Genomic DNA, 14,261 nt, shown 5'->3' on the forward strand with positions numbered 1-14,261 from the left:
ATATTCACCCGCCGAATATTTTTCTATTCATAATTACTGGTAAATTCACCTATTGCTTGCTCATATCGGCATAGAAATATAAACTTCCTGCAACGCTATTTCGTTGTTGCTTTTTTTAAAATAACTTCATGTCGCTGCCATGTGAAAAATATGAGGTGCATGTATCTGATAATCATGCCTTTTGTTTGTGGCATACAAATAGCCTTATCGTCGCTTGTAAAAAGAAATTATATGGGAGCTCAAGCAGGTGATGTGCCGGAAGCAAAAAAAATGAAATATTCTGATACCTCTTTTCGTATCATTTCATTTCAAAGACAGTCTTTTCAGCAAATTTCACCTTTTCATCACTCCGGTGATCAGCATTTTGCAATTCTGTTTTACACCTATGATGAAAAGGGGAACAATAACAAGACGGAAAACAATGGTCATTTGATATTTAAGTCTCCGGGACAAATTGATGCAATGATACAACAGCGAAATATTGTTAACGGCTTTTGTATTCAGTTTACAGAGATCTTTCTATTAAATAACAGGCAATTACTATCAATCATAACCGGGTTCCCTTTTTTTGAAATAAGCTTGCTTAAAAATAGACCGCTGGTGTTAAGTGACAGAGAATCTGAAGCGGTTGAAGACCTGTATAAGAAAGTATATGAAGAGTATAATCATCAAAACAGTAATAGCATAGAAATGGCAACTGTTTATCTTCAGGCACTTTTTTTGACAATAAAACGAGTTTATGAATCTTATTCAGATACAATAGAAGAAAATACTACAAGTAAAAGACAACCTGGAGAAATTGTAAGAAAGTTCAAATCGTTAGTATTGCTAGACACAGTTATTGCCACTGATAAAAGCGTTGCCCGTAAGACGGTAAACGCTTATGCTTCGTTACTTTTTATTCACCCTAATTATCTAAATGCACTGGTTAAAAAAGAAACTGGTAAAACTGCAAGGGAATATATTGATGAGCAATTGTTCAACTGTGCGAAAAGACTTTTGCTGAATGAAGAATTGTTAGTGAAAGAAATTGCCTGGCAATTATCCTTCAACGAAACTGCGCACTTTACTAATTTTTTTAAGCGCCATGCCGGAATTTCACCGGGGGTATTCAGGAAACAGTATTTTGCTGCAGCGGCTTAGAATAATGTAATTTTATACAGACCTAACTATGAACAGAGCGATAGCTATTTGTAAATCAACGATGTTGCACATTACCGGCATATTTCTTCTGGTAATCTTCCCGTGCGCTGAAACAAATGCAGAGCCTATAGAGCCTATCCCCACAAAAGATATTGTAAATAAGTTAATTGGCCGGATTAACAGGGAGAAACAGGATACCAATTTGGTTAAGTCACTTTTGTCAATAGCCAGATACTATTTATATGCCAAAGATAAAGCCAGTGAACCCTATATCGACAGGGCATTGACATTAAGTGAAAAATTACTTTACAAAAATGGAGTAATAAGGAGTTTATGCTATCAGGCTGCTTTCCTATCTTTTACATTACAAGATACCATCCCGCCCTTTAACGCAATTGAAAAAGCAATTGCGCTGAGCAAAAAGGATAACAATATTGAAATGGAAGCCTATGCGTGGTATATAAGGGGCTTATGGCTCAGTAATGACAATACAAATACTTCTAAGCAGTATTATTTTACAGCCAGAATGTTATATAACAAAGTCGGGAATAGGGTTAAGGAAGCATATGTTCTTAAGTGCATAGCGGATATTTATCGCTCTGAGAATAAATTGGAACTTTCGTTAAATGTATTATTCGAAGCTTTGAAAATTTATCAGGACGCAGGTTATACAAATCTTCATTACACCTATGATTTGATTGGAACTGTTTATCGGCATATGGGGAATTATGGCGAAGCATTGAAATATGGTTTTCTAACTTTAAAATTGGCTGAGGAAAGAAAAGACACTGTTGATATTGCGTTGTTCTATCTCAGAATTGCTGAAATTTACAAAGGGCTTAATCAATATGATGAGGCAATTCAATTCGCCCAAATTTCACTGCAGAAAGTGTCAGCTGCCGAAAACAATTATGCATTTTTAAGATCAGCGGCCTCAAATATTGCGGGTCTTCTCACCATATCGGGTAAGCCGAATGAAGCACTTAGATTTTACGAAAATACTATTTCAACACGCCCTGCTAAATTTGGCAGTATTGAGTATTACATTGACGGACGTACTTTGGGCGATATTTATTTTTCACTAAAAAAATATGAAAAAGCGGAGAATCATTATCTGCATATGCTGGCGTTGAAGGAAAAAATGTACAATAATGAGTACAACGATTACTTCAAGCTTGCCTCATACATCAAAATGGCTGATTTTTACATTAGTCAGTCGAGGTTTAAAGAAGCCAATAAATATGTTTCAAAGGCTAGCCAGCAGAAGACATTAAAATCCATGGCGAATAGGTCTGCAATTCACTTGCAACAATATAAAATTGATTCCGCCAGTGCTAATTATTTGGCGGCTATAAATCATTACCAGTTATATAAAACATTAAATGATTCAATCTTTAATGAGAAAAAAATCAACCAGGTTGCCAGCCTCCAAATTCAGTACGAAACAGAAAAGAAGGAAAAAGATATTATTCATCTGATCGATAAAAACAAGCAGCAACAAATTAAGTTGAGGGAACGACTCTTTGAACGAAATATGTTGATAGCTGGTGCAATTATGTTGGCTCTTTTGCTATGGTTAAGTATTAACAGGTATCTCATAAAACAAAAGTCAAACAGGCAGCTTCTGTCACAACAGGAAATAATTAAATCTAAGAATGAAATATTAAACAGCCTGATTAGGGAAAAAGAAGATTTGTTACAACTTAAAGATAAACTTATTGCAGAGAAAGAGTGGCTGATAAAAGAGGTACATCATCGGGTTAAAAATAATCTTCAGATGGTTTGCACGCTGCTCTATACACAGGCGAATTACCTTACAGATGAAAAGGCTTTAGCAGCAATTAATGAAGGGCAGCAAAGGATCCAGGCAATTTCGCTCATCCATCAGAAGCTGTATCAATCAGATAATTTGCAGTTGGTGAACATGAAAAGTTACGTTCACGAATTGGTCGATTATCTAAAAGATAGTTTTACTATTTCCAAAGACATAGAATTTAATCTACTGATTGATTCAATTGAATTAGATATTTCCCGGTCTATACCTGTTGGTCTTATTTTGAATGAAGCAATAACGAATTCTCTTAAATATGCATTCCAAAATGGAAAGCGAAAAATAATTTCCATACAATTACAAAGGAAACATGGACACAAAATAACATTATTGATTAAAGATAATGGCAAAGGTCTGCCCGATAATTACAATCCGCTTTATTCAAACACACTTGGCATAAATATGATGCAGGGGTTAAGCAAACAAATCAATGCTGATTTTTCGATGAGCAGTGAAAACGGAACAGTGATTATAATGGAGTTTGAAGAAGCAAGTGACTTGTAAAAAACTACTAATTTATATATTCCAAAAAAATCAAGACTTGAAAGAAAAAATATTAATAGTAGAAGACGAATTTATACTTGCTAATGGTTTGCGCTTAATGCTGAAAGAGGCAGGGTTTGATGTTTGTGAAATTGCCGGTTCAGTTCCAAAAGCAAGGGAAATTATCTTATTAGAGAAACCAACTTTAGTAATATTGGACATCCATCTTGACGGGAAACTGTCAGGGATAGATCTTGCAAAAGAATTGAACGCATCAGCAATTGGGTTTATTTACTTATCTGCCAATTCAAACCAGGTTATTCTTGAAGCAGCAAAAATTACAGAGCCTTATGGCTTTTTGGTAAAACCTTATCGGAAGAAAGATTTACTGATTGCCATTGAAATTGCGCAGTACAGGCAACGGCAAAAAATGGAGTTGCTGAATGCAGAGCCTGCCCGAAGTAACAATCAGCAAAAGGCGACCACAGACCATCCGGCATTTGAAAATATTATTGGTAAAAGCCCTGCTCTGTTGCAGGTATTTGACCAGTTAACGAGGGTGGCACACATGGATACTTCAGTTTTAATTTTGGGTGAGTCCGGTACCGGTAAAGAAAAATTGGCATATGCAGTACATGAGTTATCACCCCGCAGATATAATCCCTTCGTAATTGTAAACTGTGCTGTTTTACCGCCAAATCTTGTTGAGTCAGAGTTATTCGGTCATGAGAAAGGTGCGTTTACCGGAGCAGTGGCACAACGAAAAGGTAAATTTGAAATGGCGCATGAAGGAACTATTTTTTTAGATGAAATTGGTGAACTGCCAATCGATATGCAGGCAAAATTATTAAGGGTGTTGCAGGAAAAACAAATTGAACGAGTAGGAGGTAACAAAAGTATTAGTGTGAATGTTCGTATTGTGGCTGCAACGAACAGAAATTTGGAAAAAGAAGTGGCTGAAGGTCGCTTCAGGATAGATTTATATTACCGGTTGAATGTATTCCCTTTAATTGTTCCGCCACTACGGGAAAGGATGGATGATATTCCTTTACTGGTAAATTACTTTATTGAAGAGTTTTGTAGAAAATCCGGCCAGGATATGAAAATAACCAATGACGCACTACTTCAATTAATGCAATATGACTGGCCGGGCAATATCCGTGAGTTACAGCATGTGGTGGAAAGAAGTGCATTGATGGCATCCGGAAGAACGATTGAGCAGTTTTTACTGCCTCAACATCTTAACAATACAAACAGTTTATCATCACCTTCACAATCACTTGAAGATGCAGAGAGAACCCATATCATCAATGCACTAAAAAAAAGTAACAATAAAATATATGGCGCTGATGGTGCTGCGGCCTTGTTGAAATTACCCCCTACTACTTTAACCTCAAAAATGAAAAAGTTAGGCATTGATAAAAGTAGTTTATAGCCGTGAAAAGCTATATAATTACTAAAAGCTGCCCGATTTTTCTGCACTCATTAAATTGCCTTTTTCAAATTGATCATTTCCTCTATTTCTAAAAGCTGTCTACAATCTTTTTTTGTTTGCCAGTATTTGTTTTTTGTGGTGCGATAGAGGCGACGCTCCGTTCAAATTATTTTTTCATATCAGCTTTATGCTTATAGCACAATTGTACTAATGAAATTCAAACAGCTTCTAGGGCATAACTAAATGAATTTATTTTTTACATGCATAAGTTATAGCAGTAAGCAATCCGCTGAACATTCACCTCAGCTGCATCATAAAATTCATTCGCATGTAACAATCATGTGTCATTTTATGGTTATGTTCTGTGGTCTTATTTGATAACGAATCTTTGATGGAAGCAGTAAATGCTTTGATGCAAGCAACACTATCCATCTCTTACTATTCTACTTTCGTTAAATAAATTAAATCAGCAAATTACTTCTGTAAAATAGAGGGTAATCAACATAAATATTTTATAAAACAAAAAAATAAAAAATGAAAAAGGTAATCTTTACAGCATTTGTTGCAGCAGTATCATTCTACGGGTTTGCTCAAAAACCTTCACCTGAATTATTAAATTCAACCAACCATGCACTGGTTTTGATAGACCATGAAGGCCAAATGGCATTTGCTACTAAAAATATTACCACCGATGAGCTGAGAAACAATGTGGGTATTGTGGCCGGCGCATCTAAAATATTCAAAGTGCCAACTGTAGTTACAACTGTTGCTGAAAAATCTTTCAGTGGTCCCGTATTTCCTGAAATTCAAGAGTTTTATCCTGAAGCAACTAGTGGTTATATTGACAGAACAACTATGAACACCTGGGAAGACCTGAATGCCTACAAAGCAATTACGGGTAAAAACAAAAAACGTCTGGTTATTGCCGGTTTATGGACCAGTGTTTGTATCGTTGGCCCAACTTTATCTGCTATTAATGAAGGCTATGATGTATATGTAATTACTGATGCCTGCGGCGATGTATCTAAAGAAGCACACGACCAGGCCGTAACCCGTATGGTGCAGGCTGGTGCAACACCCATCACTTCTATTCAGTATCTATTAGAGTTACAAAGAGATTGGGCTCGTCAGGAAACTTACAAACCTGTAACTGATTTAGTAAAAAAATATGGCGGATCTTATGGTTTAGGGATTTTGTATGCACATGATATGCTGAAGCATTAATTGCCTCCAAGACTTTATTAATTCAATTACTGTAATAAAAAGGCAGGTAGCAATGCTTGCCTTTTAAAATCGCCTTTTATGAAATACCTGTTTAGTATTCTGTTTTTTACTCTTTGTACAACGCCATGTTTTTCACAAAAGAAAAAGGCAGATATTATTATCATCAACGGAAGAATAACCACCATGGATGATAGTAATTCGGAAACGGAAGCTGTAGCTATTGCGGCAAACAAAATTATATTGACGGGCAATAATAAAACGGTGATGAAACTCGCAACCACATCAACAAAAATTATTGATGCCAAAGGCAGAAGAATTATTCCCGGCTTATTTGATAGCCATTTGCATGTAATACGTGGCGGCAGATTTTATAATGCAGAACTAAGATGGGATGGAGTGAGTACATTAAAACGGGCATTGGAAATGCTGAAAGAACAGGCACAACGAACACCGGAAGGGCAATGGGTAAGAGTAGTAGGCGGGTGGAATGAATATCAGTTTGACGAAAAACGTTTACCAACATTGGAAGAAATTAATGAAGCAACAGGTGATGTGCCCGTTTTTATTTTGTATCTGTATGGTAAGGCATGGGTGAATAAGGCTGGATTGCAAAAGCTCAACATCAATTCAGAAACATCTAATCCAGCCGGTGGGTTAATCGAAAAGGATAATGATGGAAATCCAACAGGGTTATTAGTAGCAGAGCCGAATGCTTTTATCCTTTATTCCACATTGGCAAAGCTGCCTGAGCTAAGTAACGAAGAAAAAATAAATTCCACGCTGCAATACATGACCGAGCTAAACCGGCTTGGTATTACAGCCGTAATGGATGCCGGGGGTGGCTTTCAGAATTTTCCGGATGATTATGTCATTACAGATTCTCTGCACAAAGCGGGCAAAATAACCATTCGTCTTCCTTACTATTTGTTTGCACAAAAGAAAGGAGCGGAACTTACCGACTATAAAAAATGGATCGTTATGGTTGATATTGATCAGCAAAGCAGCAATGGGATAAATGAAGTGGATTATCATGTTAAAGGCGGTGGAGAAAACTTAGTGGCAGATGCAGCAGACTTTGAAAACTTTTTATTTGTACGGCCTGAATTACCGTCTACTATGGAAAGTAATTTGAAACCGGTTATACAAATACTTGTAAGAAACCGCTGGCCCTTTCGTATTCATGCCACCTATAATGAAAGTATTACAAGAGACCTGAATGTAATTGAAGAAGTAAATAAAGAGACCCCTTTGAATGGATTGGTTTGGTTTATTGACCATGCAGAGACAATCAGTGAAGAAAATATGCAACGCATAAAAGCATTGGGCGGCGGTATTGCCATTCAGCACCGGATGGCTTATCAGGGAGAAAGTTTTATCCATCGCTATGGAAAAAAAGCGGCATTGGCTGCACCACCGGTAAAACGAATGCTGGAAATAGGATTACCTGTTGGATTAGGCACAGATGGAACCAGAGTGGCAAGTTATAATCCCTGGATTGCCCTGTATTGGATTACTACCGGAAAAACAATTGGCCGTACGCAAACAATGTCGAGCGAAAATGTATTGGACAGAGTAACTGCATTGAAATTAATGACAGTAGGTGGGTACTCGCTCATCAGAGAAAATAATAAAGGCAAAATTCAAAAGGGTTTTTTTGCTGATTTGGTAATGCTGGATAAAGATTTTTTCACTGTTGCTGATGAAGAGATACCGACTATTAATTCATTGCTGACCATTGTGGATGGAAAAATTGTGTATGGCGCAAATGAATATAAACGAGTTGCACCTGCTGCACTTCCTGTAATTCCTGCATGGAGTCCGGTGAAATATTATGGCGGTTATCAGTATAAATGAAGTGAATTGGAATATCAGTAATGATGAAAACCGTTTATTAATTATTTACGCATAAAGATTTAATCATGAAAGTTGCGTGGCTTTTTATCGCACTATTAGGCGGAGCATTACTTCCAATTCAAGCAGGCTTAAATGCAAAGTTGGGTAAATCTATTGCAAGCCCTGTACATGCTTCCATGGTATCCTTTATTACCGGTACATTGGCTGTAGCATTATTCATACTACTAAAAAAACAATCTGTTTCCTGGGCAGGTATAAAATCTGCACCCGGTTATGTATGGATAGCCGGGGCTTTAGGTGCATTTTATGTAACGGCTGTTATACTTGCATTTCCACGTATCGGCCCTGCTCTTACGTTTGGACTCGTAGTACTTGGGCAAATGCTTATCTCCATATTGCTTGATCATTTTAATATTTTGGTGCATCAGCAACACAGTCTCAACATCTGTCGTATTGTAGGTATTTTTCTTATTGTATCGGGAGTAATCATCATCCGCAAGTTTTAAGATGAAGTATTTATTGCTCATATTAGCTTGTGCAACGATTAAGCCGGTTTACTGTCAGCAAGTGCCTTTATTAAATCTTCGTTTTAATGAAGAATATTCAGTATGGAAAAAGGATACATCAAAAAAATGGTACAAGGCAATTAAATATATTCCGCTTAAAAAATCAACATCTTCTTACGTTTCTGTTGGCGGTGAGTACAGGTATCAATTACAATACTTAAAAAATGAAGATTGGGGCGATGCCGCAAATAAAGAATACACAGCTATTTATAACCGCTTATTGCTGCATAGCGACTTTCACATGGGGAAACGTTTCCGATTCTTTGGGCAATTAGTAAGCACTACCGTCGCAGGCAAAGAACCACCCTTTCGTTCAATTGATGAAAACAGGCTGGATATACAACAGATTTTTGCTGACTTCAGTTTGCTCAAGAACTCAGAAAGTAAATTAATACTTCGTGCAGGACGCCAGGAATTGTTATATGGCTCTCAACGTTTAATAGCGGTAAGAGAAGGCCCTAATAACCGTCTTAGTTTTGATGCCGTAAAAGCTTTCTATGAGAAAGAGCATTTACAGCTTGATTTGTTTTACAGTCGGCCTGTTCGTAACCGTACCGGTGTGTTTGATGACCCAATCAATCGTAATGAAAAACTATGGAGTGTCTATGTGGTTGTTAATAAGCTGCCGATTTTTCATAATGGGGATTTTTATTACATCGGTTATCAAAATAAAATTAACTCGTTCTATAATATTTCAGCAACTGAGAACAGGCATTCAATTGGAGCAAGGCTTTGGAAAAGCGAAAATTCATTTCAATATGACGTAGAAGCGTTGTACCAGTTTGGTAAAATTGGTGGGAGAATTATTGATGCTTATACCGCTTCGGCAAATATCACTTACCATTTTAATCAGCGAAAGTATACTCCAAGCATTGGGCTTAAAACAGAGGTAATCAGTGGTGATAAATCAGCTACGGATAAAAAAGTAAATACTTTTAATCCACTTTTTCCAAGAGGTGATTACTTCGGGCTGGCTGCATTAATAGGCCCGGTGAATTTAATAGACTTTCATCCTTCGGTTGAAATAAAATTACATACCAAAATATCGTTTGTTGCAGACTACGATATGTTTTGGCGATACAGTGTTGCTGATGGGATATATGGCGCAAATGTGGCAATGCTTTACCCGGCGGCTTTTAGTAAGCACATCGGCAACCAGTTAGGAATAAGTTTTGAGTACACTCCAATACAATATCTTGTAATTACACCAGAGCTTACTTTTTTTAAAGCAGGCAGCTATCTTAAAGAAGTAAGTGCCGGAAAAGAAATTGTATTTGCAGCCATCACTATTCAATCTAAATTTTAGAAATATGACAACAGGAATTGGTATTAAGGAAGGAAATGCAGCTGCAGTGGCAGCCGATTTATCGAAAATGCTGGCTGATGAATTTGTATTGTATACAAAAACCCGTAATGCCCATTGGAACGTAGAAGGGCCAGATTTTTATACCATGCACAAATTTTTTGAAAATCAATATGAACAACTTGATGAAGTGATAGATGATGTTGCAGAACGTATACGTTCCATTGATCACCATGCACCGGCTACATTAAAAAACTATTTGCAACTAACCCATCTTTCTGAACTATCAAGAGAAAAAAATGATCGCCACGGATTCATCAAAGAGTTATTGGCAGACCATGAAATTATTATTACAAATATCAGGGGCAAAATCAATTTGTTTGCGAACGAATACCATGATGCAGGCAGCAGTGATTTTATTACCGGCTTGATGGAAGTGCATGAAAAAATGGCCTGGATGTTAAGGGCTCATTTAAAATAACTGAACTATGGAATTTATTATTCTTTAAACCAAACATCAGTTCACTTTTTATCCGCTGCACAGGATATTATCATAATACGGACAATCAGCTTAAAAAATTAATCGATTTATTCAAAAATAAAAATTTGAAGAATGAAAAAACGTGTAATTAACCCCTGGAACTGGCAAAATGAACGTAGTTATAACCAGGCAGTAGAGGTAACGAATAGTACGGGAACACTTTATGTTTCCGGTCAAACGGCCATCAATGATGAAGGTGAATCAAGTACCGCTGACATGAAAACCCAGTTGGAGTTGGCGATCAAGAATTTGGAACAAGTAATTAACGAAGCAGGTTACGATTGCAAGAATATTGTACGCCTTAATATTTACACAACATCTACCAAAGATCTTTGGCCATATTTCAACATACTGCAAAATTGGGTGGAAAAACATGGTATGCAACAAGCTTTGACCTTATTGGAGGTGGTAAGTCTTTTTGAAACATTAACAGTGGAACTCGAAGCAACCGTTGTGAAATAACTATGCACAATTTTCACCGATTGAATCAACCGGACTATGATTGATTGGAATTGATCAAAAATCCATTTTTGGTTAAAAAATTATTCCAGCCACAGTTGATCAGAAGTTACTGACTCCTTAATATTCTGATATATGAACATAAAAAAAATTTTTAAAGGTTTATTTTGTATTGTAGTTGCTATTGTTGCTGTGGGATTTATTTTAGCCTACTACCCGGTTGTGGAAAAGACAAACCATGTCGGGATTTCCGAAAAAAAGGCCAAGGAACTGAGAAACGAATTTACTGGTTCACATCATTTGATCACTACGTCTGATAATGCAATACTTTTTCTCCGGAGATGGAACCCTGATAGTGTTCATCATAAAAAAATCGCCATCCTTATTCTGCATGGAATTACAGCATATAGCGGTCCGTATGAAATGGCGGGTATTCCGTTTGCTGAGAATGGCTACACAACATTTGGTCTGGATTACAGAGGACATGGCTTGTCATCGGGTAACAGGGGAGATACCCCGGGCAAGGAGCGGTGGATTAAGGATATGGCTGAGACGGTGTCATATATCAAAAAGCTGGGGTTTTCAGAAGTGGTTGTCCTTGGGCACAGTCTTGGTGTTGCGGCTGCCTTTTCTGTGGCAAATACAATTCCTGACGAAATAGCGGGGTTAGTATTGCTGTCTGGCGCCTATGAGGGCAGGGAAGGCTTATCCAAGCCACCTTCATTTGTGGAAACAGTACGGTTTTTTGCAAGTGGATTGCTGCGTCCTTCCTATCAGTCCTATCAGTATTACCGGGAAGGGATGACTGTAAGCAAGGATAGTCTGTTTAATTTTCGTTATACGCCCAGATTCCTGCTGATGCTCGACACTAAAAAGCTAAGGTTGCCAATAAACATAACAATTCCTGTTTTGGTCGGTATCGGCGATGAGGATGAATTGTTCTCCGTGGAAAAAGTCAGAGAGTTGTATAACGTGATTCCCGGTGATAAAAAGGAGTTTCTAGTTATGAAAAGCGCTACTCATGCGAAGATTCCACGTGAAAGCTGGATGCATGTTGTGGACTGGTTGGATCGTACTTACACAGTCAAATAAAATATTGACGTCATGAAGTTTAATCTTATATCGATTCACTCGCTCAATTATCAAAGACTTTCATCCAATAGCACAGAAATAAGCAACCGCAGGTGCATCCATTTTTCCTTTAAACATCCACAAGCCATTAGCATATTAATTTTGAAAAACTCCTTTTTGCAAATAGTAGCTCTGCATACTCAGGCTTCGATTGCCCGTTAAAAAAAGTAATGTTACAATAGAGCGAAGAAATGTTACAATTGGGTTTTGTAATTTAATCATTTGAAATTCAACTACTTGGCCTATTTTTAATGCATTAATCAGAGAATGTTACATCTGCACAAAACCATGTTACGATAGCGGAAGTCGCTTTGCTTTGCTCTTGTTTAGTTTGTGTAACAATTGCAAATGCCATATTATGTCGAAACAAGTTTTCCTTTTGTTCTTGCTTTTTTTCGTTTTGTTGACTGACAGTAATGCCCAGCAAAAAACACATCAAAATTCCTCAAAAGAAAAGATCCTGGTACTCAAGGAACTTGGAACCATTGCAGCAAATGATGCTACACCGATCGTGGTTGCGGCATTAAAAACCTGCAAAAAGGAAGGAATCAGCAAGCTCGAATTCCCCAAAGGGATCTATCATTTTTACCCAACTTTTGCCCCCGACTTTTATTGTGCTATTACCAACAACGACAATGGTCTGAAAAGAACTCCATTTCCGCTGATTGATTTTGATGGACTTGAAATTGATGGTAATGGCTCAGAATTTATTTTTCACGGGAAAATGCTGCCATTCATTATTCAGAACAGCTCGAATCTAACGCTTAAAAACTTCAGTATCGACTGGCAGGTAGCCTTTACATTGGAAGGGAAAGTGGTGGCAAATAATCCGGAAAAGAAATCATTTGATATAGAAGTATCAACACCACATAAAGTACAATACGGGCATTTGTACCTAACCCTGGAACGTGAAAAATCGCCTTATGAGAATAAATATGGGTTTCGGTTTGCTGTGCCTGAAGGGTACGATTTACAGGCTGGCCAGAATATTTTGTGGGATCCTGAAACAATGGCTCCTTATTACAACACGGTTAAATACGATATCGACCAGCACAGCATTGCTGCGGAAGAATTGAAAAAAGGCTTAATTCGCTTATCGGGACCTGTAAAGCAAGTGCCGCCTGTAGGATCGGTGTTTGTTACAAAAGGAGCCTATCTGTATAATCGAACCAGCCCCGCATTTTGGTCATTCAAAAGCAAAAATCTATTATTCAACAACATCAATGTGCATCATGCCGGCGCTATGGGTTTAATTGCAGAGCGTAGCGAAAACATCACCCTTGATGGATTTAATGTGGTACTCAAAAAAGGCTCCGGTAGAATGGTGACTACCACTGCAGACGCCACTCATTTTTGTAATGTTCGTGGTGAGATTATTATCCGGAACTGTGTTTTTGAGAATATGCTGGATGATGCAACCAATATACACGGCACCTATGTTCGGGTAAACCGGGTGCTGGATGATCGCCGGGTTGCGGTTGAAACGTATCATCCGCATCAAAATGGGTATTTGTTTGGTGAAGCCGGCGACAGCGTACGAATTATTGAAAGCAATACATTGCAACCAACAGCCACAGGTTTAGTTCTTACAAATGTGGAACGGGTTAATGAAAAAATAAGCATTCTTACATTCAATAAATCTATAAAGGGTAAAGTAGATCAATACTACGGGATTGAAAATATATCCTGGTATCCTACCGCTATCATCGAAAATAATATTGTACGTAATAACCGGGCCAGAGGGTTTCTTGTTTCTGTACCAAGAAAAGTTATTGTAAGAAATAATCATATTTCCTCTCAAATGGCAGCAATACTAGTGTCGGGTGATTTGGCTTTGTGGAATGAATCCGGACCTACGGATAGTTTAATTATTGAAAATAATACCTTCGAAAATTGTGCATATGGAGGAAATCGTGTGCATGCGATTTTTTCCATCGAACCTGATTATGTTGACAAGAACAATATCAATGAATCCTACAGCCGGAATATTTTTATCCGGAATAATCAGATAAAAACATTTGATTCCCCGATTCTCCTGGCTACTTCTGTTGACGGAATTGTATTTGAAGGAAACACGATTGAACAAACGAATGCTTATGAACCGCTTTTTCCAAACACACCTAACCTGAAAATTGTTAATTGTAACAGGGTTGTTATAGGCAACAATACCTACAAGTCTCTATCGGGTAAAGAAGGAACATTATCAATTGATGAAAAAACAACGAACGTAGATCTGAAGAAAAACAAATCATTTGCCAAATTAAACTAGCATAATTTCTATAACCAAACAA

The 14,261-nt window shown here is 37.5% G+C and carries 11 protein-coding genes; all 11 read left to right on the forward strand.

Translation table 11 applies throughout. The annotated features are described in order from the left end of the window. The first annotated feature begins 231 nt into the window (after positions 1–231). The gene (locus WG989_RS16170) at positions 232–1,143 is read left to right on the forward strand and encodes a helix-turn-helix domain-containing protein (protein ID WP_340430985.1); all 912 of its coding nucleotides are present in this window, start codon (positions 232–234) and stop codon (positions 1,141–1,143) included. Between the two features lie 28 nt (positions 1,144–1,171). Further along, positions 1,172–3,478, forward strand: coding sequence for a tetratricopeptide repeat-containing sensor histidine kinase (locus WG989_RS16175; RefSeq protein WP_340430986.1), 2,307 nt, complete (start codon positions 1,172–1,174; stop codon positions 3,476–3,478). Next, positions 3,456–4,892 (forward strand): sigma-54-dependent transcriptional regulator, encoded by a 1,437-nt coding sequence (locus WG989_RS16180; protein ID WP_340430987.1) that lies wholly within the window; start codon positions 3,456–3,458, stop codon positions 4,890–4,892. The genes WG989_RS16175 and WG989_RS16180 overlap by 23 nt, the downstream gene beginning before the upstream one ends. A gap of 534 nt (positions 4,893–5,426) precedes the next feature. Further along, positions 5,427–6,116: a hydrolase gene (locus WG989_RS16185; RefSeq protein ID WP_340430988.1), complete on the forward strand. Its 690-nt coding sequence runs from the start codon at positions 5,427–5,429 to the stop codon at positions 6,114–6,116. A 78-nt stretch (positions 6,117–6,194) separates the two neighbouring features. Beyond that, positions 6,195–7,970: an amidohydrolase gene (locus WG989_RS16190; protein ID WP_340430990.1), complete on the forward strand. Its 1,776-nt coding sequence runs from the start codon at positions 6,195–6,197 to the stop codon at positions 7,968–7,970. 65 nt (positions 7,971–8,035) lie between these two features. After that, complete coding sequence (locus WG989_RS16195) at positions 8,036–8,476, forward strand: DMT family transporter (RefSeq protein ID WP_340430991.1); 441 nt, start codon at positions 8,036–8,038, stop codon at positions 8,474–8,476. Between the two features lies 1 nt (position 8,477). Further along, entirely contained in the window at positions 8,478–9,842 is a 1,365-nt protein-coding gene (locus tag WG989_RS16200; RefSeq protein WP_340430992.1) for an alginate export family protein, read from the forward strand. Between the two features lie 4 nt (positions 9,843–9,846). Next, a complete protein-coding gene (locus WG989_RS16205) occupies positions 9,847–10,320 on the forward strand; it encodes a Dps family protein (RefSeq protein ID WP_340430993.1) in 474 nt (157 codons plus the stop codon). A 132-nt stretch (positions 10,321–10,452) separates the two neighbouring features. Next, positions 10,453–10,842: a RidA family protein gene (locus WG989_RS16210; protein ID WP_340430994.1), complete on the forward strand. Its 390-nt coding sequence runs from the start codon at positions 10,453–10,455 to the stop codon at positions 10,840–10,842. 132 nt (positions 10,843–10,974) lie between these two features. Then, the gene (locus tag WG989_RS16215; RefSeq protein ID WP_340430996.1) at positions 10,975–11,931 is read left to right on the forward strand and encodes an alpha/beta hydrolase; all 957 of its coding nucleotides are present in this window, start codon (positions 10,975–10,977) and stop codon (positions 11,929–11,931) included. 397 nt (positions 11,932–12,328) lie between these two features. Continuing rightward, on the forward strand, positions 12,329–14,239 hold the full coding sequence (locus tag WG989_RS16220) for an alpha-1,3-galactosidase-related protein (protein WP_340430998.1): 1,911 nt from the start codon (positions 12,329–12,331) through the stop codon (positions 14,237–14,239). Positions 14,240–14,261: the final 22 nt, after the last annotated feature.

Origin of the sequence: Lacibacter sp. H407 (genome assembly GCF_037892605.1) — a bacterium.
GTDB lineage: Bacteria > Bacteroidota > Bacteroidia > Chitinophagales > Chitinophagaceae > Lacibacter.